This is a genomic window from Marinomonas sp. SBI8L, from assembly GCF_001624705.1.
Taxonomy (GTDB): domain Bacteria; phylum Pseudomonadota; class Gammaproteobacteria; order Pseudomonadales; family Marinomonadaceae; genus Marinomonas.
In genome coordinates this window covers 248,056-272,411 of record NZ_JSEO01000004.1, presented here as the reverse complement: position 1 = coordinate 272,411, position 24,356 = coordinate 248,056, and the positions used below count along the sequence as shown (strand labels likewise).

The 24,356-nt window shown below is 40.5% G+C and carries 22 protein-coding genes; 16 read left to right on the top strand and 6 right to left on the bottom strand.

Features of this window, described 5'->3' with window-relative positions:
* Positions 1-218 precede the first annotated feature (218 nt).
* The 3 genes from OA91_RS07500 to OA91_RS07490 all read left to right on the top strand — a co-directional run bounded on the left by OA91_RS07500 (position 219) and on the right by OA91_RS07490 (position 3,303).
* Entirely contained in the window at positions 219-1,286 is a 1,068-nt protein-coding gene (locus OA91_RS07500; protein ID WP_046016880.1) for a TRAP transporter substrate-binding protein, read from the top strand.
* Positions 1,287-1,394: 108 nt separating this feature from the next.
* Complete coding sequence (locus tag OA91_RS07495) at positions 1,395-1,913, top strand: TRAP transporter small permease subunit (RefSeq protein WP_046016881.1); 519 nt, start codon at positions 1,395-1,397, stop codon at positions 1,911-1,913.
* Between the two features lie 4 nt (positions 1,914-1,917).
* Entirely contained in the window at positions 1,918-3,303 is a 1,386-nt protein-coding gene (locus OA91_RS07490) for a TRAP transporter large permease (RefSeq protein WP_063337446.1), read from the top strand.
* 113 nt (positions 3,304-3,416) lie between these two features.
* Here OA91_RS07490 and OA91_RS07485 read toward each other — a convergent pair whose 3' ends face one another.
* The 5 genes from OA91_RS07485 to OA91_RS07465 all read right to left on the bottom strand — a co-directional run bounded on the left by OA91_RS07485 (position 3,417) and on the right by OA91_RS07465 (position 10,158).
* On the bottom strand, positions 3,417-4,163 hold the full coding sequence (locus tag OA91_RS07485) for an SDR family oxidoreductase (RefSeq protein ID WP_046016883.1): 747 nt from the start codon (positions 4,161-4,163) through the stop codon (positions 3,417-3,419).
* A 262-nt stretch (positions 4,164-4,425) separates the two neighbouring features.
* Entirely contained in the window at positions 4,426-6,867 is a 2,442-nt protein-coding gene (locus OA91_RS07480) for an EAL domain-containing protein (protein ID WP_063337445.1), read from the bottom strand.
* Positions 6,868-6,986: 119 nt separating this feature from the next.
* The gene (locus tag OA91_RS07475) at positions 6,987-8,186 is read right to left on the bottom strand and encodes an MFS transporter (protein ID WP_063337444.1); all 1,200 of its coding nucleotides are present in this window, start codon (positions 8,184-8,186) and stop codon (positions 6,987-6,989) included.
* A gap of 241 nt (positions 8,187-8,427) precedes the next feature.
* Positions 8,428-9,285, bottom strand: a complete 858-nt coding sequence (locus tag OA91_RS07470; protein WP_082827820.1) for an enoyl-CoA hydratase/isomerase family protein — start codon at positions 9,283-9,285, stop codon at positions 8,428-8,430.
* A 3-nt stretch (positions 9,286-9,288) separates the two neighbouring features.
* A complete protein-coding gene (locus OA91_RS07465) occupies positions 9,289-10,158 on the bottom strand; it encodes a 3-hydroxybutyryl-CoA dehydrogenase (protein WP_063337443.1) in 870 nt (289 codons plus the stop codon).
* 181 nt (positions 10,159-10,339) lie between these two features.
* Here OA91_RS07465 and gcvA point away from each other — a divergent pair, with 181 nt between their 5' ends.
* The 10 genes from gcvA (at position 10,340) to OA91_RS07415 (ending at position 20,096) form a co-directional block, all read left to right on the top strand.
* Entirely contained in the window at positions 10,340-11,248 is a 909-nt protein-coding gene (gene gcvA / locus OA91_RS07460; RefSeq protein ID WP_046016887.1) for a transcriptional regulator GcvA, read from the top strand.
* 301 nt (positions 11,249-11,549) lie between these two features.
* A complete protein-coding gene (locus tag OA91_RS07455) occupies positions 11,550-12,365 on the top strand; it encodes an enoyl-CoA hydratase-related protein (RefSeq protein ID WP_046016888.1) in 816 nt (271 codons plus the stop codon).
* Positions 12,366-12,368: 3 nt separating this feature from the next.
* Complete coding sequence (locus tag OA91_RS07450; RefSeq protein WP_063337442.1) at positions 12,369-14,483, top strand: acetate--CoA ligase family protein; 2,115 nt, start codon at positions 12,369-12,371, stop codon at positions 14,481-14,483.
* Between the two features lie 182 nt (positions 14,484-14,665).
* Positions 14,666-16,288, top strand: a complete 1,623-nt coding sequence (locus tag OA91_RS07445) for a BCCT family transporter (protein ID WP_063337441.1) — start codon at positions 14,666-14,668, stop codon at positions 16,286-16,288.
* A gap of 141 nt (positions 16,289-16,429) precedes the next feature.
* The gene (gene soxR, locus OA91_RS07440; RefSeq protein ID WP_063337583.1) at positions 16,430-16,879 is read left to right on the top strand and encodes a redox-sensitive transcriptional activator SoxR; all 450 of its coding nucleotides are present in this window, start codon (positions 16,430-16,432) and stop codon (positions 16,877-16,879) included.
* Between the two features lie 151 nt (positions 16,880-17,030).
* The gene (locus OA91_RS07435) at positions 17,031-17,486 is read left to right on the top strand and encodes a MarR family winged helix-turn-helix transcriptional regulator (protein ID WP_063337440.1); all 456 of its coding nucleotides are present in this window, start codon (positions 17,031-17,033) and stop codon (positions 17,484-17,486) included.
* A gap of 131 nt (positions 17,487-17,617) precedes the next feature.
* A complete protein-coding gene (locus OA91_RS07430) occupies positions 17,618-18,043 on the top strand; it encodes an organic hydroperoxide resistance protein (RefSeq protein WP_063337439.1) in 426 nt (141 codons plus the stop codon).
* 304 nt (positions 18,044-18,347) lie between these two features.
* Positions 18,348-18,707, top strand: a complete 360-nt coding sequence (locus tag OA91_RS07425) for a hypothetical protein (protein WP_157203792.1) — start codon at positions 18,348-18,350, stop codon at positions 18,705-18,707.
* A 175-nt stretch (positions 18,708-18,882) separates the two neighbouring features.
* Entirely contained in the window at positions 18,883-19,311 is a 429-nt protein-coding gene (locus OA91_RS07420) for an N-acetyltransferase (RefSeq protein WP_063337437.1), read from the top strand.
* 152 nt (positions 19,312-19,463) lie between these two features.
* Positions 19,464-20,096, top strand: a complete 633-nt coding sequence (locus OA91_RS07415; RefSeq protein ID WP_063337436.1) for a LysE family translocator — start codon at positions 19,464-19,466, stop codon at positions 20,094-20,096.
* Between the two features lie 119 nt (positions 20,097-20,215).
* Here OA91_RS07415 and OA91_RS07410 read toward each other — a convergent pair whose 3' ends face one another.
* Positions 20,216-20,899: an FMN-dependent NADH-azoreductase gene (locus OA91_RS07410; protein WP_063337582.1), complete on the bottom strand. Its 684-nt coding sequence runs from the start codon at positions 20,897-20,899 to the stop codon at positions 20,216-20,218.
* 153 nt (positions 20,900-21,052) lie between these two features.
* Here OA91_RS07410 and OA91_RS07405 point away from each other — a divergent pair, with 153 nt between their 5' ends.
* The 3 genes from OA91_RS07405 to OA91_RS07395 all read left to right on the top strand — a co-directional run bounded on the left by OA91_RS07405 (position 21,053) and on the right by OA91_RS07395 (position 24,248).
* Positions 21,053-21,937: a LysR substrate-binding domain-containing protein gene (locus OA91_RS07405; protein WP_063337435.1), complete on the top strand. Its 885-nt coding sequence runs from the start codon at positions 21,053-21,055 to the stop codon at positions 21,935-21,937.
* Between the two features lie 145 nt (positions 21,938-22,082).
* On the top strand, positions 22,083-23,756 hold the full coding sequence (locus tag OA91_RS07400) for an amidohydrolase (protein ID WP_063337434.1): 1,674 nt from the start codon (positions 22,083-22,085) through the stop codon (positions 23,754-23,756).
* Between the two features lie 87 nt (positions 23,757-23,843).
* Complete coding sequence (locus OA91_RS07395) at positions 23,844-24,248, top strand: hypothetical protein (RefSeq protein WP_063337433.1); 405 nt, start codon at positions 23,844-23,846, stop codon at positions 24,246-24,248.
* The last annotated feature ends 108 nt before the right edge of the window (positions 24,249-24,356 follow it).

Below are 24,356 nucleotides of genomic sequence, written 5' to 3'. Positions count from 1 at the left end.
ATCTTGCCAACAAGTTAACCTGTTTCTCTCTTTCCTCAATATCCTACTTTAGGTGGAGCTATGAATGATAATCACCGCCACCTTTTCTCCTACTAATGATGGATAGTTTTTTTTTAGCGTTGGAATCATAGTGGCTGGGTACAAAATAGCCTAGTTAGCACATGATTAACTTGTGCTTGAGGCATAAAACAAGAATAAAAATACCGGAGCTAAATACTATGAAGAAGTATATTCGTACCATGGCGCTTGCCACAGGATTTACCTTAGCCGCCACCTCAGCAAGTGTATATGCAGCCGATAAGGTGAGACCTGTTTTATTGAAAACGCCGATAGCGTTTGGGTCACACTTACCAGCACTAGGGACACCGATTAAATGGGTAGAAGAGCAATTGCCTCTCATCTCAGCTGGCAGTGTACGAATGAAAATTTATGAGCCTGGTAAACTTGTTGCGCCACTGGAAATCTTAGATGCAGTCTCTAGTGGCAAAATCAATTCAGGTTATGCAACCGCTGGTTATTGGGCTGGTAAAATGCCAGCAGCGAGTCTCTTCTCCGCGATTCCATTTGGGCCAGAAGCGCCAGAATTTATGGCTTGGCTCTACTATGGAAACGGTCTAAATCTTTATCAAAAAATGTATGATGACGCAGGTTACAACGTCCATGTTGAGCCTTGTGCCCTTATTTCACCAGAAACCTCTGGTTGGTTTAAAGAAGAAATTAATGATGTATCTGATCTTCAAGGGCTGAATATGCGCTTCTTTGGATTGGGTGGTGAAGTGATGCAAAAACTGGGTGTATCTACCTCGTTAATTGCCGGCGGTGAAATCTTTGGTGCTTTAGAAAAAGGTGCAATTGATGCCACTGAGTTCTCTCAACCTGCCATCGACCAACTACTTGGTTTCTATAAAATTGCAAAACATAACTACTTCCCAGGTTGGCATCAACAAGCTACTTTATTTGAGCTACTCATCAATAATAAAACTTGGAATAAGATGACTGAAAGTCAGCAAGCTCAGGTCTCTGCTACTTGTAAAGCCTCCATCACTAACTCTATTGCTGAGTCTGAATTTATTCAGTTTGAAGCCATGATCAAAAACCAAAATGAGCGTGGTGTCGAAATACACACTTGGTCTGATGACATGTTAAAGAGCTTTAATCAGGCTTGGGATGAAGTGGTTGTCGAGCAATCTCAAGATGCCACCTTTGATACTGTCTACAAAGACCTTTCTCAATTCCGCGAGAACTATGCGGTATGGGCACAAAGGGCATTTATCCCTAGAAATTAGGGAGCCTGTGATTAAGTAACCTCTCCATTTGCGCCACTTTCTCCTTCTTTATGCTGGTCGCATAGAAGTTAAAGTGGCTTTTTTTTATCTGCATAAGGAGCGTTTTTAATGAATCAAAATGTTAAAGCCCTTGTTGTTGCTGATCATATCGATAACTGGATATTAACGTTAGGCAAGTGGATCTCAACTTGTTACGCGGTTTTAATCCTAACCATTATCCTTCAAGTCGTTCTTAGAAAAGGCTTTCATGCTGGTCTGATTTCCTTAGAAGAGTTGCAATGGTATCTCTATGGCACTGGGGTTATGTTTGGTATGTCCTATGCCCAAGCAAAAGACTCTCATGTTCGTGTTGACCTTTTTTATAATAACTTTGGTGCGAGAACGCGCCACTTGATTGAGATGACTGGTATATTAATCCTCTTGCTTCCTTTCTTAAGTCTCATTTTTTATCACAGTTTAGATTTTGTTTACGACTCTTATCGAACTATGGAAAGCTCAGCTGCACCGGCGGGTTTACCTTACCGTTGGGTCATAAAAGCCGTTATTCCCCTGAGTATTGGTTTACTGGTTATCGCTGTTGTTAACCGCTTTTATCGTGAACTCATTTTATTAATTAGAGGGGAGTAAGCAAATGCCAGTTAATGAAATTTTAATCTTATTAATGTTTGCAAGCTTCATTGCTCTGTTAATGACAGGTTTCCCTGTTGCATGGGTTCTAGGTGGTGTGGGGGTGCTATTTGCTGTTGCAGGTTACTACTCAGATCTATATCTAGACACCTTTACCGGCATTGATTTTTTAACCTTAGGCCTAGTCGTAAACCGGATTTTCAAAATCATGGATAACTGGATTTTGGTGGCCTTACCCATGTTTATTTTTATGGGCAATATGCTGGATAAATCGGGCGCCGCTGAAAACTTGATGAAATCTTTTCAAGAGTTATTTGGCCGAGTACGAGGTGGTCTTGCCATTACCGTCATCTTAATAGGCATTATCTTGGCGGCATCGACAGGTATTATCGGCGCGTCGGTTGTATTGTTGGCGGTTATCTCTTTGCCAGCTATGCGCAAACAAGGCTATTCAGATCAAGTTGCTCTAGGCACTATCGCCAGTTCAGGTACTTTAGGTATCTTGATACCACCCAGTATCATGTTAGTGATTATGGCAGATCAAATCGGACTTTCAGTAGGTGATCTATTTATGGGCGCTGTTTTTCCGGGCCTTTTACTTGGAGCACTATACATAAGCTATATTCTGATAAGTGGATACTTTAACCCTAAAGCATTTCCATTACCGAAAGAGACCGAGCTTGTTACCTTAGCCATTTGGATTAAGGTGATTAAAGCAACCTTGCCTACCATGATGCTGGTGTTACTAGTCTTAGGTAGCATATTTGCAGGCTTTGCCACACCGACAGAAGCATCTGGTGTCGGTGCAGCTGCGGCGACCTTACTGGCTTTTATTAATAAGCGTTTGTCTTGGTCTGTGTTTAAAGAATGCCTACATAACACCTTTAATGTCAGTGGTTATATTTTTGCGATTTTCATAGGGGCATCCTTATTTGCCTTGGTATTAAGAGAGCTTGGTGGGGATGAATTTATTGAGTCCTTTCTAACTTCTTTACCTTTTGGTCCTTACGGCATCGTCCTATTTATATTGGCAATCATATTTCTACTTGGTTTCATCCTTGATTGGATCGAAATTACCCTGATCGTACTACCTTTGATTGCGCCAGTGATCAGTGCGTTAGATATTTCCATTGAGGGTTATGGAGTATTGGATAATCCAGAACTTGTTTGGTTTGTTATGCTGGTGGCTGTGACCTTACAGACCTCCTTTTTAACACCACCTGTTGGGTTTGCTTTATTTTATTTGAAAGGGGTTTGCCCACCCGATATTAAACTTTCAACCATCTATAAAGGGGTCTTTCCTTTTATTGTGTTGCAGCTGATAGGTCTGGCTATCATTCTCTTGTTCCCAGCTTTAGTTAACTGGTTTCCAGCCACGGTTTATCGTTAAAGCTGATTCTGTTTAGCTAAGTCGAGAGATAAAAAAGGCCGTTACTTATATGAATAACGGCCTTTGTCTTTATTCGCTTTTAAATTAACTCTTATAACAACTTTGGTATGAGATTAGATACGAGTACCGCCATCCACTTCAATAACTCGGCCACTGATGAAGTCGTTTTCAAAAATAAAGGATACAGCTTGAGCAATCTCTTGCGGCGTACCCATACGCTTAAGCGGAGACATTTGCGCGGCCATATCATAGGCTTTTTGTGGCATTTGCGCTGTCATTTCTGTTTCGATAAAGCCAGGTGCAATAGCGCCAGTGCGAATATCAAACTTGGCTAACTCTTGTGCCCAGGCGGTTGTCATAGCAACAACACCTGCTTTGGCCGCACTGTAATTGGTTTGCCCAAAGTTACCCGCGCGACTAATACTAGAAATATTAACGATAACGCCGCCTTGTCCTGATTTGACCATATGAGAGGCGGCTTCTCGTCCACATAAGAAGACACCACTTAAGTTCACATCTATCACAGACTGGAATTGATCAAGTGACATCTTATTCATTTCGCCGTCTTTGTATTTGATTAACAATCCATCCTTGAGAATCCCCGCATTATTGACCAGACCATCAATGCGTGAAAAGTCATTTTTTATTTGCTCAAAAACCTGTTCTACTTCTGATTCATTCGCCACATTACAGACATATCCTTTTGAATCTGTAATGGTGGAAGAGGCATGATTTACTGATTCGAAATCCATATCGACAAGGGCAATCTTGGCGCCTTTATCAGCTAGGTATTCAGCCATAGCCAAGCCCAAACCTCGGGCAGCACCAGTAATAACAATCACTTTATTATTAATATCCAAATGATTTCTCCTATTGATAGACTAAAGAGTAAGGTAGTGGTTATTGTTTTTACCTTATTCAGTGTTGTTCAAAAAGTAAGCAGATAAGCTTATGTTAGCCAGTTCATATGATTAACAAAATAGTCCATAAGTAGGGCTTAGGGCGAATGTTTTCGTTTTTATTTTAGGGTTTAAGGTAACTGACTGTTCTACAATCATTTGCTCTCACTTTATTTTACTAAAAGAGGTTAAAGTTATTTTACTAAAAGAGGCTAAAGCAAATTCATTGTTTGTTCTTATCTTTGGACGACATAATGCGAAACTGAGCTTGAGAGGAGCTACTTGATCTTAACAAATCTTCAAAATCATCTTTTGGCATAGGAGTAGCGAACAAATAACCTTGGCCATAATCACAACCAATTTTCATTAATAAGCGTCTTTGCTCTTCCGTTTCTATGCCTTCTGCAATCACAGATAAGCCAAGTTTATGGGCCATGATGATAATCGCTTCACACAGCTCCAGTTGTTGCGAGTGCATACTTAGATGGCTGATGAAGGTTTGATCTATCTTAATAAAATCAATATCAAACTTATTGAGGTGAGATAAAGATGAGTAGCCCGTACCAAAATCATCCAAAGCCACCTGAATTCCATGATGACCAAACTGCATTAGCTTCTCTTCGATATGACTATTTTCTTTCATTATCATGCTTTCAGTAATTTCTATGATGATGGCATGAGGGTCTAGTTCGAGTGATTGAAGATGGTCAAACCAAGAATCCATCGTGCTGGTTTTATATTGATACTGAGCAGGAGAAGTATTCACACTCATGATCAGGTCTGGGTTTATCTCACTACGCCATTGTTTTAATTGCTTACTGGCTGTTTTAAATACCCAGTCACCAATGTCGATAATATGGCTGGTTTCCTCTGCGATCTTGATGAACTCTAAAGGCATAGTGAGCCCATGTACGGGATGGTTCCAGCGAATCAAAGCTTCAGCTTTTTTAATTTCTCCAGTATTAAGTACCACGATGGGTTGGTAGTGAAGTTCGAATTGTTGCTCTTCTAAAGAGGACCTCAAATCACTGATTACCTGCATGCGGTAAAGAATATCTTGGTGTAATTTTTGAGTGAAAAACTGGTATTGATTACGCCCATGGTCCTTGGCAGAAAACATGGCTTCATCAGCGTACCTTAAAAGAGAGTCACTGTTTTTAGCGTGTTTTGGATAAAGGCTTATTCCTATACTGGCCGAGATATAGAGCTTGTCTTTTTCAAAACAATAGGGCGCGCTAATCCTGTCTAAAATAGTTTGAGAAAGCGTCTCCAAATAGGCTTTATCCTCAAATTGATCAATAATGATGGTAAATTCATCCCCGCCTAAACGGTAAATATTACGCTTTTTACTGATCACTTGAGAGAGCCTATTGGCAACCTCAATCAGTAGATTATCTCCTACATCATGGCCATGAAAGTCATTTATGGCTTTAAAGTCATCCAGATCTAAATATAAAAGAGCGACTCTTGTGTGTTTAGCTTCTGCTTTCTCCAAGGCCTTTTGTATTCTGCCTTTAAAGTTACGACGGTTCGAAAGGTTGGTTAAAGGGTCTAAATAAGCTTGTTTCCAAATGATTTCCTTCGCTTCTTGGCTCTCTAGTAACGCATGATCGAGGCGACGGTTAATACTGAGTACATAAATCAGGCCAGCCGCTATCAAGACAAGTATACCTGCCGCTATTGCGAGAGCCTGATAGAAGAAGGCGAGCCCAACACTGGGAGCTGGATCGTATAAAAATTTATCTAGATCAAAGCCTTTACTTAGCATGCCTAAATTCTGATAAATGTTAACAATGTGCTGCCATCTGTCGTGACTAAAGTAGCCCATCTCAACCAAGGTTGGCTGCACAAGGTCTTCCATTGTTTCAGCTTGATAACTTAAAAACTCATAGGTATAGCTGGTGGGGTAATCTCTTAAGATGGTTTGAATAATCTCTTCCTTATTATCCATGGCATATTGCCAACCCTTAAGGCTCGCCTCTCTAAAGGCTTTTACTCTTTCAGGGTGATCCCTTATTTCTTTTTCTGAGGTAAATAGATTATCTCCATAAAAGTCGATACCAAGCGATCTGGGGTTAAAGGTTTTGTAGTAGAGGTTTTGTTTTTCCAAAAAGAAAGGTTCATCAATGCTGTAACCTGAAATCACATCTACCTTGCCGTTTACTAAGTCCTGCGGGTCGTAGCTGTGTTTAAGCAAGGTCATTTTATTAATATCAATATTGGCCTGCTTTAAAAAGGCGGCGATCTCAGCTGTTTTAGTTTCCAGCATGGCTGTTTGGTCTTGAATACTATGGATGCCTTTAGTCATATCCTTTTCTAAGGTGAGTAGCACGACAGAGGAGTGTTGATAAACTACAGCCAGCATGACTACAGGTTTGCCCGAATCGCGGGCTTGAAGAAGTGAGTTACTACTTACTCCAAACTGGGCGAAACCATTTACGACAGGTGAAATGATATCCTGTCCAGGTACAGCAGGAATAATATTGACGTCTAAGCCTTTTTCTTCATAAAAGCCTTTTTCCTTGGCTGCATAATAACCTGCAAATTGAAATGCGTGTTTCCATTTAAGCTGTAGGGTCACTTTCTCTAAAGCAAAAGCACTTGGTATATTTATCAAAGTGAAACTAATCAAAATAAAGAGTGCTTTTGTGACGCTGTTTTTCAAGGGACTATCCTTTTTTCAGAGACCGTTCGACCTAAAAATTAACGGGTCGTTTTTTGATCGCATAGAAAAGTATAATCCCTAATTTCAAAAAGTGAGGCGTTTTCAATAATTAGTTTTGCTTAAAGCTTTTCGCTCACATCGATTAATTTTTGTGTTCCTTGATAAAGATTTAGCATAAAAACAGCGGCGAGTAGCATGACTAGACTCGCAATACTAAAGCCAAGTTGGGTGGCATCATAATGGCTGAGAAGGGCAATCAGCATATAACTCATACTTTGAATAAAGGTACTAAACATGTGCAATCCACCTTCAATGCGGCCTCTCTCGTTTAGGTCGATTTCGTGATGCATTTTATTCATACGGCTAATGCGATTTACCGAATTAAATAGGCCAAATAAAAGTGCAAAGCCAACAATAATCCAGCTTGCACTAAATAAGGATGAGGCAAAGAGGGTTAAAGCAATTAGAGAGACACAGGCTATCATTAGCTTCTCAGGTAAATACTTGATGAGTAGTTGGCGAATAATTAGCCCTGAGATAAGTGCTCCTATACCAAAGCTTAGCTTCCATGCGGCAAACCAATTGGCGCTATAACCTTGCTCGTAAAAATAAATAGGAACCAGCTTCACTAAAAATGTGAGTACAGGGTAAGAGAGACATGAAAGGGCTAGAAAAACCATTAGTTGCTTTTGTTTTAAAAAAATCTCCTTTATTTCAATGACCTGCTTTAAAAAGCTCGCTTCATGTTGAAGACGTAATTTTCTTTGATAGGGCATAACGCCATAGCTAATAGCGCCAATAAAAGAAGCGATAAAAGCAATGGCTGCAAACTCCTGCATACCCCATTGTGCTAGTAATACTATGCCAGTAGCACCCGCACCAAGAGTGGTTATCTGCATGATAATTTCTTGGTAACTGGTAATTTTTGGGTACTCATCGGCTGCAAAATTTTCTTGTACAAAGGCGTTATTTGCTTTCCAAGCTAAATCACTTGAACACCAAAAAATCAGCTGAGCAAAGATCAGAGTGGTGAGGTTACCGACTTGATAAAAGAAAGCAGTCAAAACAATAAATGCGGTCAGAGCCTGAATAACTTGCGTGATAAATAGAATGGCCTTGCGAGAGTGTCTATCGATTAAAGTGGATAAGAGAGGGCTTAAGCTAAACGAGGCCAAGGTACAGGCCAAGGTGCTCAGCGCCACTATACTGCCACTTTGTGTTTCTTCTAGCATGATCCAAGGTAAAGCCAACATAAACATGCCGGAAGAAATACCATCAAAAAATCGTCCTGATAAAAAGCTAACATACTTGAATGGCATAGGGCGTCCCTCGAATTGATAAAAGTGTGCCAAGCATAAAAGCTCAAGTTAACTTGAGGTAAAGAGGTGAGGGCCAAATTTTTGATTAAGTTTTTCTATCAGCTTGATAGCTAGCTTTAATAAGGTAGGAAACGTTATTAGATTAGAGTTTGTACTTGAATCAAAGCAAGGCAAAAAAATGAGTACCAAGCTGGGCTTGATACTCCAAAGTCACTCTCTTTTACAGGATTTTGAAAGCTAATTAGCTCGTTTTCTGGAGGGAACGAAAGCTAGCTTGGCTTTTATCAAGAAAGGCTTGCATAGCCACCTCTCTGTCATTACCTGCAAAGGTAAGAGCGAAGGACTGACTCTCTAATTTCAGTGCCTGATCAAGGGGGATGTTTTCCCCTTGATGCATAAGTTGCTTTATTGCTGCCAAAGCATAAGGGCTTTTATGAGTTAAACCTTTAGCGAGTTCAAGTCCTGCCTCGTTTAAGCTATCAGCAGGATAAACATGGTTCACAAGGCCTAGTTTTAATGCCTCATCACTCTTGATGTTGCGACCTGTCATAACAAGTTCTAAGGCGAGGCTTAGACCAAGCCTTCTGGTTAGTCTCTGGCTGCCACCAAAACCAGGCAAAATAGCAAGGTTAAGTTCAGGCTGAGCGAAACAGGCTTTGTCTGACGCTAAAATGAAGTCGCAGCTGAGGGCGAGTTCACAACCACCTCCTAAGGCATAACCCTTTACCAAGGCAATAACAGGTACTTTAAGTTGACTAAAACGACTAAAGGTTTGATTACCATAGGCAGAAAAATCTTCTGCTTCCTGGGCGCTTAGTTGCTTCATATAAGCAATATCTGCCCCGGCAACAAAGGCTTTTTCACCCGCTCCAGTGACAAGAAGTACACGTACATCAGAGTTTCTTTCTATTAGATCTAAGCAAGCATTTAATTCTTCAAGACATTGCAGGTTGAGTGCATTTAAAACCTTAGGTCTATTAATACAGATCTGATAAACGCCAGTTTCAAGGCATGCTAGGCGAATGTTTTCAAACGTGTCAGCCAAGGCATTTATAGTGTTAGTGTGATCAAACTCTTTATTAGCTAGAGGTGTTTGCATAGGTTAGGCCTGCACTTTTTTATCTAGGTAAGAGTAAAAACCTTGGCCTGATTTACGGCCAAGTTGACCAGCATTCACCATCTTCACAAGCAGTGGGCAAGGGCGATATTTGCTGTCTTTAAAGCCGTCGTACAAGACTTCCATAATGCTCAAACAAGTGTCTAAACCGATAAGGTCAGCCAGTGCTAAAGGGCCCATTTTATGGCTCATGCCAAGCTGGCTAATGGTGTCTATTTCATTGGCGCTGGCGACCCCTTCATAAAGACAAAAGATGGCTTCATTTATCATGGGGATCAAAATACGGTTAGCAGCAAAACCTGGGATATCTTCAACTCTTACAGGAGTTTTCTCTAACTTTTCCATTAGGGCAAAACAAAGATTGAAAATGTCAGGCTGAGTTTGCAATGCTGGGATCACCTCAACGAGTTTCATCTGAGGTACAGGGTTCATAAAGTGCAAACCAATAACACGCTCTGGCCTATGGGTCGCACTGGCTAACTTGCTAATGGAGATTGAAGAGGTATTTGAGGCAAGAATACAGGTATCTTTACAGATTCCATCAAGTTGTTTGAATAAATCAGATTTGATCTTTTCATTCTCAATAATGGCTTCTATTACTAGATCTGAATTTGCAATGGCTGATAAGTCTTGATGACACTCGATACGTGTTAGGGTTGCGTCTTTCTGATCCTGAGATATTTTCTCTTTATTCACCAGAAAATCTAGGTTTTTATTGATAGTGAAAAGAGCGGTTTCTAATGCTGCTGCATTTAAGTCACATAGTTTAACCTTGTAGCCTGCTTGAGCAATCACTTGGGCAATGCCATTTCCCATTTGTCCTGCACCTATGACGCCAACCACTATGATCTGCATTTATACCTCCAATAGATAAAAATTATTTTCTAATTATTTTTGCTGAGTGTGGTCATCTTCAGGGTGGGAGTAAATTGAAAATAATTTTCTGAATGGTCTAAAAAACTAACCAGTTTATTTTTTTCTTTAATTCGTCTAGTTTTAGCTTAATTTAAAATCTTTTTAGGCATGTGAATTAAGTATGAATAGAAAATTACCTTCACTTAAATCCCTACGTGTTTTCGAGTCCGTGGCTCGAAACAAAAGCTTTCGTAAAGCAGCGGATGAACTTTGTGTGACACACTCTGCTGTCAGCCATCAAATTAAGCAGTTAGAGCAGGAGTTGGATGTCTTCTTATTCCAACGAAATGGACGCACTATAAGCCTGACTAAACAGGGTGAGTTTTTATACCCAGTGATTAATGATAGCTTTGATAATATTGCAGAGGCTGTTGCCAGTCTTAAGTCCGCTAACAAGACAAAAACCCTCACCATTCAGACCTATGTCACTTTTGGCACTGTGTGGCTTATCCCTAAGCTCAATGACTTCCAAGCGAAGTATCCTGATATAAGAGTGCGGATATCCATCTCATTCGTGGATGTGGACTTTGATAAGGATGACGTGGATGTGGGCATCATAATGGGTGATAAGTCATGGTCCCATCTAGATTACACCTATTTGTTTGATATGGAGATCTTCCCTGTTTGTTCTCCTAAACTCGTCGCCGAAGGTAAATTAAAAAAACCAGAAGACCTTGCTAAGTTAGATTTAATTACCGTAGAGCTAGCACCAGATGATTGGCCAACTTGGTTAGATAAAGCGGGTGTTGATCCTCATATTATCGACTCAGGGCCTGTGGTTGATAACTATTTGCAAGCCTTAGAAATGATTTATGAAGGTAAGTCTGTGGTCATGGCGAGGGAATCTTTTGCCAAGCGAGATTTAGAAACAGGACGAATTATTAGGCCTTTTGATTTCTCTGTTATGGAGGTTGGGAGCTGGTATAGCGTGCACCCTAAGCAGCAAAACCCTAAGCCTGAAATACAGCTTTTTAACGATTGGTTAGCTCAAAAAATACGTGAAGACTCAAGTTTTATTGTCAAAAAATAAAAAATTAAGAGGCTAAAATCAGAATTTAGCCTCTTATTTATCATCACTTCCATACCTTTCTACCTGTCTTTTATCTCACTCTTTGCTCTTCTTTAACCCTTCTTTTAGCGCCTTTATTTTCTGAAAAGAGGTGTTTTAGATATCTTTATATTTCTTTTTAATGGTTAGTTTTTTTAACCTTTTTTCATATTTTAATCAATTTACACTGGCTCAAGCATGAGCGCAGAATCGGGGCATAAAAAGAAGCATACTCAAATCATCTTGAGCAAATGCGTAAAGTTAACCAGCTTAGGAAATCACTATGTCCCAATCAGTGAGCTGTCAAAAAATTGGAAGAGTGTTAGAAATAACCCTCAACCGCCCTCCGGTAAATGCCATCAATCTTGCTACAAGCACAGACCTTTATCAGGCATTTAAACGCCTACAAGAAGATGATGATTTATATGTCGGTATTATCACCAATGCCGATTGTCGCTATTTCAGTGCCGGTTGGGACTTAAAGGAATTCGCCGATAAAGGCGATGAGTTAATGGAATCGGCAGATTACGATTTAGGCCCAGGTGGACTAGGTGGTATGAGTGAATTCTGGGGGCTAAAGAAGCCTGTCATCGCGGCAGTCACAGGCAGTGCTATAGGCGGTGGCTTTGAAATGCTACTGAGTGCTGATGTCATTATCGCCGCAAAAGAGGTTGAGTTTTGGTTGCCAGAGGCCAAATTAGGCTTCTTACCTGATGGCGGCGGTATTCAGCAATTACCTAAGCGCCTACCTTACAACCTAGCCTCTGAATTAATTCTAACAGGCCGCAAACTGGGCATGGAAGAAGCGAAACATCATGGTCTAGTTTCCCAAGTGTTAGAGGCGGATCAAGTGCTTGCAAAAGCGCATGAAATGGCGGCACAAATCGCCGAAGCCGCACCACTACCGTTACAAGCCATGAAAGAAATTATGGCCTTATCTGTATCTCTTTCTGTTGAAGAAACCTTTGTGCAGACACGAAAAGCATGGAAAAAGGAAAGTGATCTGCCTCTTTTCGAAAAAATGCTGCACTCAGAAGACTACCTCGAAGGCTCCCGTGCTTTCTCAGAAAAACGCCCACCTGAATATAAAGGACGCTAACTTATGACACTTTCAAATACACATTACCTAGATCGACTACTAAAGCCTCAAACCATTGCCCTTGTTGGTGTTTCTCCAAGGGAAGGTACGGTAGGCCATGACATGTTAAAGGTACTGCTAAGTGGCGGTTATAAAGGGCAGGTTTTTCTTGTTAACCCAAGATACGATGAGATAGAAGGGCACAAATGTTTCGCAAGCTTATCTGATATCCCAGTAGCGATTGATATGGCTGTGTTAAGTGTGGCGAGTCATAGAATGGAACCGCTTTTTGATGAAGCCATCAGTTTGAATATCGGCGGGGTGACAATCTTCGATTATTGCAAACTTGAAGAAGAAGCCAGCCCAACCCTATTGGAACGACTTTCTTATAAAGCTAAACAAGCCAATATGCCGATTTGCGGTGGTAACTGCATGGGGTATTACAATTTTGATAACGAAGCCTATATTAGCTTTCAATCACCAGGTGAGCGAAAAGCGGGCCACATATCTTTGATTGCACATTCGGGTTCTATTTTTGTTTTACCAACATCAAACGATAGGCGTTTCCGCTTTAACCTTGTGGTATCTGCAGGGCAAGAAATTGCGACCTCTCTTGATGAATATATGGACTTCGCCCTAGAGCAAGAAAGTACCCGTGTTCTTGCCATCTTTATGGAAGCCATTCGTAACCCTGAAAACTTCGTCAAAGTATTAGAGAAAGCCAAACGTAAAGGCATTCCTGTTGTGGTAACGAAAGTTGGCCGTACTGAAGTTAGTGCGCAACTAGCGGCGACTCACTCAGGTGCCATCGCTGGCAATAATACCGCCTATGATGCCTTGTTTAAGAAATACGGTGTGATAGCCACAGACTCACTTGATGACCTTATGACCTGTGCTCAGATTCTTTCTCAAGGAGGCAATTTAGGCGCTGGTGATCTTGGCTATATTGGTGATTCAGGTGGTTTGCGTGAGTTATTTGTTGATACAGCAGAAGAGCATGATTTGACCTTTGCTAACTTGACTGACGACACCATGAATAAGCTTAAACAAAGGTTGCCTCTAGGTTTAGAGGCGGTTAATCCATTGGATGCAGCAGGGCCTTTCACACCCGATTATGCGGAAGTTTTCCGTGATAGTGTGCGTTACATTATGGAAGATCCAAATGTGGCTGTGGGTGTATTCGAATTTGAAGCCCGTGATGAATTCATCTATATGCCAGAATTTATCGAAATAGCAAAAGAAGTAAAACAGTATTCAAGCAAACCCTTCATTGTATTGAATACCTTCTCATTAGCGCTAAATGCAGGCATTGCTGAAGACTTGATGGATCATGATATTCCATTAGTAAACGGTGTCGAGAATGCGGTTAAGGCGATTGCAAACCTATTCGCTAATCGTGACCAACAAGCCAAAGCACATGCCACTGTCGAGAACATCAGTAACCCAGCTCGCAAAGATAAATGGCATACCCGATTAGCAAATGGCGTACCTATGAGTGAGACCGACAGCTTAAACCTATTAGCTGATTACGGTATTGGTATTGCGAATCCACAAGAAGCGCACACCCAAATTGACACATTAAAAGCTGTTGAGAGCATGACTTTCCCTGTGGTGCTTAAAACCGCCGAGCCTCATATTCACCATAAGTCAGATGTAGGTGGGGTAAAGCTTAATCTTAATTCTGTGACTGAAGTGAGTGAAGCCTATGATGATCTTGCGAATCGTTTGGGTTACCGAGTGACGATTGAGCCTATGGTGGGTCAAGGTACAGAGCTTGCCTTTGGTATGGTAAACGACCCGCAGTTTGGCCCTATGGTCATGGTCGGTAGTGGCGGCATTTATATCGAAGTCTTGAAAGATAGGGTTTTCTCTTTAGCACCATTTGATGAAGTAGAAGCCATGACAATGATAGACAGCTTAAGAACTCGTCCTTTGTTAGCTGGTGTTCGAGGCGCGAAAGCAGCAGACCTTAATCAACTTGCCCAGCAACTGGCTAACTTCTCTCATTTAGCGGCTGATTTGGCTGATGTGATTAACGAAATCGACGTTAACCCCATCATAGTCAATGACAAGGGAAGCATTGCTGTAGACGCCCTTGTTATTGCTAAAGACACAGGTGCTGAGCTTAGCGCCGCTTAAAACTCACGTCATTCATTAATCAATTTAATAAGTTATCACTGATTACCCTAGGTTTTCAGGCGGATCAACTCTTGCCTGAAACCTCTGATGTGAGTGATTAAACGAGCAGTTTAAAACGGATTTTTATTGCACTAGGGAGAGTGCGCTGCTTACCACAAACATAATAAAAACAAGGTATCTGTATGAAAAATCAATCAAACGAGGTTGTCATAGACACAGCCCAAGATGGCTTTTATAAGGGGTTTAACCATGCGGTTACCCTTTCGTCTAAGATGTTAATCATGGTGCTGGTATTATGGGCCTTGGTCTTTCCTGATCAAGCAAAAGCGGTACTGTCAAAAGTGAATGCTTTGGTTTTAGGGAACTTCGGTACCTATTATATTTATGTCATGGCATTTTTTGCCTTGACCGCCATTGCTTTGGCTATGATACCTAAAGTGGGGAATATCGTTCTAGGTGGTGCTGAGTCAAAGCCAGAGTTCTCGCGCTTCTCTTGGGTCTCAATGATGTTTGGTGCCAGTATTGGTGTGGGCATGTTGACCTATTCAACCGGCGAACCGATTTATCACTTCGCCAATAACCCTGATATCATTCAAGGTTTGGTACCTGCTAAGCAAAGCGAAACCCTAGAGTCAGTTTATCGCTACAGCTTTTTACATTGGGGTTTTTCCGCTTGGGGGATATACGCACTAGTGGGCCTAGCGTTAGCTTATTTTGGCTTTAACAAGGGCTTACCACTTACTATTCGCTCTGTATTAACACCTCTATTTGGCAATAAGCTAAATGGTACATTTGGGCATGTTGTCGATATTACGGCAGTGTTAGCGACTATTTTAGGGATAGCTGTGACCATAGGTTATGGTGTGAGCCAATTTGCTTCAGGTGTTTACAATATTACAGGTGCTGATTGGATTATGGTGGATGGCGCTCCTACCATGACTGCCATGATAGTGGCGCTAGTCTTTGTGATGGCGCTTTCAACCTTGTCTGCCGTGAGTGGTGTAGGTAAAGGCGTAAAATGGCTAAGTAATGTCAACATGTCTTTATCTGGTGTTCTATTAGTCTTTTTCTTAATTTTTGGCTCAACCTTTTTAGCGATCGAATTACTCGCAAAAGGCACATTTGATTATCTAATTAACTTTGTTTCTATGGCGGTTAACGTTGAAGAAAAAGGCACAGCTTTAGGCGATTGGCAGTCAGGTTGGACTATCTTCTATTGGGCTTGGTGGATAGCCTATGCGCCTGCTGTGGGGATCTTCTTTGCACGTATTTCTAAAGGTCGTAGCATCAGAGAGTTTGTCTTAAGTGCCACTTTGATACCTTCATTTGTTTGCTTTATTTGGTTTACCTTTGTTGGTGGTACCGCTTTAGATCTTGAGCTTTCAGGTCTTGCCGAAGGTAAGATTCTAGGGGCGAACATCTCGGCGCAAATCTATGAGACTTTGAATGTCTTGATGTCTGATACAGGGGCGAAATTGATGTCCGCAGTGATTGTTGTCTTGCTAATGACTTTCTTGGTGACGTCAGCTGACTCAGCTATTTTGGTGGTAAACACTATTAATGCGGGTGGTAGCACAGCACAAACACCACGTTCTCATATTATCGTTTGGGGTATTTTCTTAACGGCTCTGATTGGCGCTCTGTTAATTGCAGGTGGTCTAGGAGTGATCAAAACGGCCATGATTATCGGAGCTCTACCTTTTTCTGTGATCATGGTATTAATGACAATCTCCTTGATTAAAGCTTTGTTAAGTCACAAAGGCGAAGCGCAAGATACAGATGAAAATCTGGTAAAATCTGCTTAGAAAAACTGTAATTAAGTTACCTCTTTCTAAGCTTTATCAGAAAAAGTGCTTAATAAAGTTGCTCAAAAGTTAAAGTTGGCACCTGTTTCCTATCCTGGGCAGGTGCTTTGCTTTTTAAGTAAAAATAAAAAGGGAAGCTTTATGGCATTAAGTGTCGGAGAAGTGGCAAAACGTGCTGATGTAAAAGTATCGACATTGCACTTTTATGAAGAGAAAGGCCTGATTCAAAGCTGGCGTAATGCGGGTAATCAAAGGCGCTACGATAGAAATGTTTTACGTCGCATTGCAGTGATTAAAACCGCGCAAATGCTGGGTATGAGTTTATCTGAAATTAAAGAAGCCATGGATCATTTACCTTCTGATCATGCCCCAAGTAAAGCTGAATGGCAGGAAATGGCAAATGCTTGGCAAGAAGCGCTAGATACTAAGATTGCTAAGTTACAAGCCCTAAGAAATGAACTAGATACCTGTATCGGATGTGGTTGTCTTTCTATGACACAGTGCAAATTACGTAACCCAGATGACAAACTGGGAGAAGAGGCCAGTGGCCCCGTATTATGGGAGCAATCAGAGGCTCATCATGATAAGTGAGAGATCTTCGTCATTCAGCCTACTTGAGGCACTTTATTAAAAAGGTGTAACGCAAAGCTTGATTTTAAATAGTGCGCTATGTATATTGCATAACAAGCTTGATAAATAAGCTGATTTTAGAAAATAATTTACAGTTAATGAGAGAGCTTAAGTGTCAGATAAAACTTCAATAAAAACGTCCGCCCCTGAGCTTGATGATTTATTGTGCTTCTCACTTTATTCAACCTCATTAGCAATGAACAAGTTATACCGAAAGCTGCTTAAGCCATTAGACATAACTTACTCTCAGTATTTGGTCCTAGTGACCTTATGGGAGCAAGATGAGCAGGCGGTAAATGCCATTGGCGAGCGCTTGTATTTAGATTCTGCCACACTGACTCCCTTATTAAAGCGAATGGAAGCCAGTGATTTAGTAACAAGAAAGCGTGCCTTGCAAGATGAGCGAAGTGTCATTGTTTCTCTAACGCAAAATGCAAAAGAGATGGAAGCCAAGGTAGCTAGTATTATGGAAAAGGCTAAATGTGCCGCTAATATGGATATGACAGAGTTTAAAGAAATCAAAGATAAGTTAGAGAAATTAAGAGATAACTTATTGAAGAACATGTAATACTTTTTGAATGAAGGCTAAGGAAGAAGTGAAAACTTCTTTTTTTAAAAACATAAAAGTAGTGCGCTACTTAATAGTTGACTACTTTAAAATATAAATGAAGATAATTAATCAAAATAGAGGATAAAACCATGAAATTAGAAAAAGCAGTTTATACAGCATACGCAAGTGCAACAGGTGGTCGTGAAGGTCAGGCTCAATCTGATGACGGCAAACTGGATGTTGTATTATCTACGCCAAAAGAGCTCGGTGGTGCTGGTGGCGAAGGGACTAACCCAGAGCAAATGTTCGCTGCAGGTTATTCTGCATGTTTCCTAGGTGCGCTTAAGTATGTTGCAGGCCTAGAAAAAGTCGCGATTCCTGATGACACCAAAGTTTCTGCAAGTGTAGGTATTGGCCCTATTCCAACAGGGTTTGGTATTGAAGCGGCAATCAGTGTTTCTATCCCAGGCCTTGATAAAGAAACTGCCACTAGCCTAGTGGAAAAAGCACACGTGGTTTGCCCTTACTCAAACGCCACTCGCGGTAACATCAATGTTGATGTAAGTGTGGCTTAAAGTGAACTCTCTGGGTTCATTTCGAGCCTGTAGAAAGTTTAATAAAACCTCAGCTTGTCTGGGGTTTTTTGGTATTCAGAGGGTTGTAGATTGTGAGTTATTGAAGATATCTGAACGCATCTAGTTAGAAGTATCTGTCTTTACTTTATGGGTTACTGGAACTATCGCCAAAAATACTTTACTAATTATAAAGGTGGGATTTTATCGATTTTTTGTAAAAGAGTGATCGGCTTCTTCAGCTATCTTATTTATGGTATTTTGTATTTACTTAAGTATTAACATTTATTGAGAAGCAAAGGGAATTATGCCGTATAAATGCTGTAATAAAATTAGAAGATCTAAACTGTTTTTTAGAGCCAGTATCGGCGATATGATTGGTATACTGTTCTTAGGTGGCTTTTTTGGCACTATCTTGTTTTTAATTGGTTGGGCATTTTTTTCGGCCATGGCTAGTGAAATAAATGATTATGGAAAAGACTCATTTGATGTAAGGGCTATAGCCGCTTATTTGCTTTTTATTGCCTTGATTATTAAGTCGCTACCTTACTTTTTTAAGCTTTTAAGTTTCTTTATTGATTTTAAATTAACTTATAAAACAGTCTGCAATCAATGTAATAAAGAAATTATAAAGTTAGATCTACCAACAAAAAATGATCCCTTTTAGTTGTGCTTCAACTTTAAAGGCGACAAGGCTTTCTAAGTATTTTCTTATCTTATTTATATAGCTTCTTTTTAAATCGAAACTGCCGCAAATCTTCAATCATATCTCACTTAATCTTGTCACTATGGCCTGACTCAAATGGCTTTAACGAAAACCGGTGAAGAAAATAGTGAATAAAATGATTAGACCTGCAACTCCAAATGATATCCCAGAACTAGTTGATATATGGCTTTTGGCTTCTATCAAGGCTCACAACTTTGTTGACGAGCAAGTATGGCAGTCTCAAGTCGAGGCGATGCGAGATATTTATCTTCCTAACTCAGAAACTTATGTTTATGAAGAGAATGCTAAAGTAGTTGCTTTTTACTCTCTCAATGATGATCAGCTGGCTGCAATTTTTGTGGCAACAGCGTCTCAAGGTAAAGGTATCGGGAAGCAGCTTATTGTCCATGCATTAAAGCAAAGAGATAGCTTGAGTTTGTCTGTGTATCAAGAGAATCAGGCAAGTATTCAATTTTATTTAGGGCAAGGTTTTAGTATTAAAAGTGAGCAAAAAGACGAGTTTACAGGTCACCTTGAGTACACAATGGCAAAATCTAGAGAGTGACTTGAAGTAGTCGCTTCTGTATTAGGTTATTGATAAAAAATAATGAAAATAAAAAGTGTTTTTCCGCTCACTTGTATCCTTCTTATACAAAAAGCGTAGAATCTTTGGGCTATTGAATGGGATTAAACCTTAGTCAACAAAGAGGGATAAACATGGCATTTGAAGTTTGGTTAATGTTCACCGCAGCAGCATTTTTAAATGTAGTGAGTCCTGGGCCTGCTATCATACTGGCAATTTCGAACGGAGTGTCTTGGGGTTATAAATCTGTCCTTGCAGCTGCGCTGGGTAATATCATGGGGATATTTATACTCTCTTCTATCTCAATGTTGGGTTTGGGCTTAGTGCTAAAAACCTCAGCGCTTCTTTTTACTATTCTTAAAGTTTTAGGTGCCTGCTACCTTGTCTACCTTGGGATTAAAAAGTTTAGAAGTAAGGATACCTTCTTTGTTGAATCTGAAGATGAACAGATAGCTAGCGTTAAAATAAACTACTTTGCTAAGTTCAAAGAAGCCTTCATGATCGCCATGACTAATCCAAAAGCAATTCTCTTTTTTGTTGCTTTCTTTCCTATGTTTTTGGATACCAGCTTAGCGGCATTCCCACAGTTTATGATAATGACACTTACCTTTATGGCGCTGTCTTTTATCAGCCTAGCAAGCTTTGGTTACCTAGCGAAGTCCGTTCGTCATTGGTTTAAAAATGTGAGTCTCGTTAAAATTTTCCACCGTGTGACAGGCGGCATTTTTATTGGTTTTGGTTTAGCGCTTTTACAAGTTAAAAACTGAGAGCCGTTTTAATGTATTAAAGCCAAGCTGATTAGATTACTTTTACTTAATCAGTTTGGCTTTTTTGTTTAATCCTCTGTAAAACTATTTAGCGAACATTATTATCTACCAATATTGTTTTACGAATACTGCTTCACCAATTTAGTGGCAAGTTTTGAAGTGGCTTCTTCTGCCTTGTAAAATGATTCAGCATGTCTCTCATCTCCGAACTCCTGATACTCTGAACCAATTTCATAGAAGCTTTCGACACCTAAATAGTGGCTCAGGGTTTTGATATGAGGGCCTAGGTGGTTCATGCTTTCTCTTATGCCGCCTGCTTCAAAACCAAACTCGCCAGAAGAGGTGAGAAGCACCATGGTTTTTCCTGATAAGCAGGGCTCTAACGGATAGTCACCTCGCTTAAGATCGAATGAGAAGGTTTTGTTTACTCGAATCACCTGATCGAACCAGGCTTTTAATACCGCTGGCATGCCGTAGTTATACATGGGCGTTGAAAGCAAAATGATATCTGCCGCAATTAACTCCTCTATCAAGGTGTTTGATAGGGATACTTTCGCATTTTGTGCTTCTGTTCTTTGTGCTTCTGGGGTGAAGACGGCTTCTATCCAAGCTTGATCAATAAAGTCTGGTGGGCTCAATGCTAAGTCTCGATAGATGAATTCTGTTTCTGGTTGTATGGCTAACCATTGTTTTTTAAAGCGGTTAGCAAGCTTCTTTGAAAGTGAATTATGTTTCTCTCTGGATTCATCGAATTGTCTCGCACTGGTATCTATATGAAGTATCTTTGGGCTATCTGTTTGCATGCTTTTGTCTCCTTTTTGCTTTTCTCTGTTTAGAGTGTCATCTGGCTTTTTTAGGCCTGATTGATTTGTGGTTATCATGGGGTGAAAGGTTTGCTTTGACAAAAGATGAATTTTTTCTTATAGATGAGATTAACTCATCCATATAAGTGTTTTATGTTTTCTCATTTACCCCAACTAAACAGTATTCGTGTGTTTGACTCGGCAGCAAGATTGAAAAGTTTTAAAGAAGCTGCTCTTGAGTTGAATGTGACGCCAACGGCTGTTTCTCATCAAATAAGAGCGCTCGAAGAAAGGCTAGGCACTTTATTGTTCGAGCGAAAAACTCGCCATATTCTTCTAACCCAAGATGGTGAGAAGCTAGCGCAGGTGGCTCATCAATCTCTTGCACAAATTTCGGCCGTGCTTGAGGAAATCTCGAACCAAAAGGCACGCCTTTGTGTGAGCACGACCAGCTCTTTTGCTTCCCAGTGGTTAGTGCCAAACCTAGAGCGTTTTTATCAGTCTCATCCTGACATTGAAGTGGTGATAAAAACCGAAGACGCATTAGAGGATCTCGCTAAAGATAGGCGTATAGATTTAGCGATCCGTTATGGTGAGTTTGACCCTCAAGATAGGGCTGCCACTAAGCTTGTGACCGAAGAGTTTGGCATGTATGCCACAGAGGCTTATATACAGGCATTTCCTGATTTTAGAAAGGCGCAGCTAATAGAGACAAAATGGAAAAACGCTGGCTTAAAGCCTATGACTTGGCAGCGCGTTCTTGAGTTGGAAAATGAAGTGAGTAGCAAGTTAATGATTCGTTCCTATGATCAAGAACAGCATACGATTCAGGCCGCACTTGCTGGGCAAGGTATCGCATTTGTGAGTAATTTACTTATCCAAACCCCATTGCAACAAGCTTGGTTAAAAAGGCATCCCCAAGGCTCAAGTTTAGAAGGCTTAAGTTATTATATTCTTGTAAATGAGCTCTCTGCGCCAAGTAAAAAAGTGACCGCCTTTCGTCACTGGCTCATTACTGAGTTTAATGCTCATCAATAAGTTGAAAAATAATAAAGGCGAACTGTTTACAGTGTGGTTAAAAAATTGAATCTAGCCTCTTTATCATTCAATATTGCGGGAATATAGGTCAGTAAAAAATTAATGGATTTTGATATTCATCTTAAGATATGTGAAGGAAGACGTGATGAAAGCGGTTTTATCTAAAGCACTATTATCAGGCTTGGCAATAAGTGCAAGCACTGTTGCTTTTGCGCAAGCGGATATGATCCTTACCAATGGGATTATTTATGGTCACGATACGGCAGATGCAATCGTAGTGTCGAATGGTGAGATTCTCTATATAGGTAATCAAGCTGATGCTTTGGGCTACCAATCATCTGCAACCAAGCTTGTGGATTTGCAAGACGCATTTGTGATGCCTGGTTTTATTGATAACCACAACCACGTGTTTGAAGCCGCATCTGAAGCGGGTGGTAGCTGTGAATTAAGCATGGATGGCAACTTGAAAGAGCAGGTTCGTTATTTAAAAGCTTGTCGTCGAAATGCGAATCCAAATGAATGGTTAACGGGTTATGGGTTTTCAATTGATGCCTTGTTATTAGAAAGAGGGCCTTATACGCCGTTAGAAGTGATAGATAAGATTTTCCCTGATCAGCCTGTAGTCTTGATGGAGCAGACTTCTCATTCTATGTGGGTTAACTCTGTGGCATTAAAACAAGCTGGCATTACTAAATACTCTCCAGAGCCTCAAGGCGGGAAGATTCTAAAGGATGAAGAAACAGGCGAGCTGAATGGCATTCTGATGGATAACGCCGGTGATATTGTGATGGAGATGGCTTGGAATAGTCTAAGTAACCAATTTGATCAAAGTTATGACGGTTTGATGGCTGGCCTTGAGCAGGCTGCAGCTCATGGTATTACTACGATTGGCGATGGCCGTTTATATTGGAAACGGGGTTGGTATGAAGTGTGGCAAGAAGCACAAAAGTTAGGTGATCTCACCGCGCGCGTATCTTTAAGGCCTTGGATTTACCCAACAGATCCTATGGCAGAGCAATTGACCTATCTATCGACTATTCAATCTCGAAATGAGAAGAATCTGTTATTGGTCGATCAGGTGAAGATGTACAGTGATGGTATTTTTATTAATGGCACAGCTAAAATGCTAACACCTTATTTTGATACTTATATTCCTGATGAGCCCCGTGGTATCAACTATATACCGCCTCAAAAAATGAAAACTTGGTTGAGTGAACTAGATAAAATTGGCTTCAGTGCGCATATCCATGCCATTGGTGATGGCGCAGTGCAGGAGTCTCTAAATGCTATTGCTGCCATGCGAGACCTAGGTTCCAGCAAACCTTATACCTTAACGCACATAGAGCTGGTGGATAAAGAAGATGTACCACGCTTTGAAATGCTTGATATTACTGCCGATTTCCAGGTAGGTTCAGATTACGTCGCTTATCATGAGCATCAATGGGCAGAGGCTTTTTTAGGGGCAAAACGTACTAAAGCCTTGATGAATTTAAGAGCTATTTATGACACCAAGGCAAACGTCACGCTAAGCAGTGATTGGAATGTGCATGATATTAATCCATTAGTGGGTATCGCTAACAGTGTCATCATGGGGAAGACTGGCCTTCCTGATGTTGAAAGTGCGATAGAGGCTTATACGATTAATTCTGCTCACAGCTTGGGTTTGGAAGCGGTGACAGGCTCTATTGAAGTGGGGAAATCCGCTGACTTTGCGATCTTAGAAAAGGACATAAGACAAATGCGTGTTAATAAGATTGCTGACACTGAAATCCTGATGACAATGTTACAAGGCAAAGTTGTCTTTGATTCTGAGAATTAATCGTTTAAGGCTGTTTTCAGTTTTGCATAAATTGAGCCCAGCCTTTCTCTTAAACGAAAGCTAAAAAGCCCAGGAGATTGGCTATAAATGGAAAAACCTAAGTTCTATTTAGAAGTAGCGATTAAACAAGGTATTTTGTTGGGGCTGGTAGCTCCTATTTTGTTTTTGAATACCTTTGAGAGTATGGCTGAAATGGATAAATCGAATCAGTCATCTATCTTGACTGTGATAGGTTTGTTAATGGCCGCAGGTATCATTGGTGTATTTGAAGCAACCTACCAAAAGACTAAGTTAGCTCATACCGTTCAGCGTTATTTTGTTCATATCACTAAGTTTCTTTTATTTGTTGGTGTCACCGAACTTATGGTGCTTGCCATCGCGGCAATTGGAACCACTTTTTCCTTTTGGGACGACCCTCTTATTTGGGCGCTTTTGCCTATCTATCTTGCTTTGTATGTTTACGACTGGTGGGATGCTTTAGCGAGTGACTGATAACCTTATTGAGTTTATCTAGGATAAGTTTCTCAGATTAAGATTTGTCTTTTTATTAGAGATTAAAAGCCAAAAAAAAGAGGCTGGACTTATGGTAGCCAGCCTCTT

Excerpts from the sequence above, each read along its gene's own strand:
- OA91_RS07455 (WP_046016888.1), top strand. The coding sequence starts at position 11,550 with ATGTCCCAATCAGTGAGCTGTCAAAAAATTGGAAGAGTGTTAGAAATA.
- OA91_RS07470 (WP_082827820.1), bottom strand. The coding sequence starts at position 9,285 with ATGCAAACACCTCTAGCTAATAAAGAGTTTGATCACACTAACACTATA.
- OA91_RS07410 (WP_063337582.1), bottom strand. The coding sequence starts at position 20,899 with ATGCAAACAGATAGCCCAAAGATACTTCATATAGATACCAGTGCGAGA.
- OA91_RS07475 (WP_063337444.1), bottom strand. The coding sequence starts at position 8,186 with ATGCCATTCAAGTATGTTAGCTTTTTATCAGGACGATTTTTTGATGGT.
- OA91_RS07450 (WP_063337442.1), top strand. The coding sequence starts at position 12,369 with ATGACACTTTCAAATACACATTACCTAGATCGACTACTAAAGCCTCAA.
- OA91_RS07465 (WP_063337443.1), bottom strand. The coding sequence starts at position 10,158 with ATGCAGATCATAGTGGTTGGCGTCATAGGTGCAGGACAAATGGGAAAT.
- OA91_RS07445 (WP_063337441.1), top strand. The coding sequence starts at position 14,666 with ATGAAAAATCAATCAAACGAGGTTGTCATAGACACAGCCCAAGATGGC.
- OA91_RS07420 (WP_063337437.1), top strand. The coding sequence starts at position 18,883 with ATGATTAGACCTGCAACTCCAAATGATATCCCAGAACTAGTTGATATA.
- OA91_RS07490 (WP_063337446.1), top strand. The coding sequence starts at position 1,918 with ATGCCAGTTAATGAAATTTTAATCTTATTAATGTTTGCAAGCTTCATT.
- OA91_RS07430 (WP_063337439.1), top strand. The coding sequence starts at position 17,618 with ATGAAATTAGAAAAAGCAGTTTATACAGCATACGCAAGTGCAACAGGT.
- OA91_RS07495 (WP_046016881.1), top strand. The coding sequence starts at position 1,395 with ATGAATCAAAATGTTAAAGCCCTTGTTGTTGCTGATCATATCGATAAC.
- OA91_RS07405 (WP_063337435.1), top strand. The coding sequence starts at position 21,053 with ATGTTTTCTCATTTACCCCAACTAAACAGTATTCGTGTGTTTGACTCG.
- OA91_RS07500 (WP_046016880.1), top strand. The coding sequence starts at position 219 with ATGAAGAAGTATATTCGTACCATGGCGCTTGCCACAGGATTTACCTTA.
- OA91_RS07425 (WP_157203792.1), top strand. The coding sequence starts at position 18,348 with ATGCCGTATAAATGCTGTAATAAAATTAGAAGATCTAAACTGTTTTTT.
- gcvA (WP_046016887.1), top strand. The coding sequence starts at position 10,340 with ATGAATAGAAAATTACCTTCACTTAAATCCCTACGTGTTTTCGAGTCC.
- OA91_RS07395 (WP_063337433.1), top strand. The coding sequence starts at position 23,844 with ATGGAAAAACCTAAGTTCTATTTAGAAGTAGCGATTAAACAAGGTATT.
- OA91_RS07400 (WP_063337434.1), top strand. The coding sequence starts at position 22,083 with ATGAAAGCGGTTTTATCTAAAGCACTATTATCAGGCTTGGCAATAAGT.
- soxR (WP_063337583.1), top strand. The coding sequence starts at position 16,430 with ATGGCATTAAGTGTCGGAGAAGTGGCAAAACGTGCTGATGTAAAAGTA.
- OA91_RS07415 (WP_063337436.1), top strand. The coding sequence starts at position 19,464 with ATGGCATTTGAAGTTTGGTTAATGTTCACCGCAGCAGCATTTTTAAAT.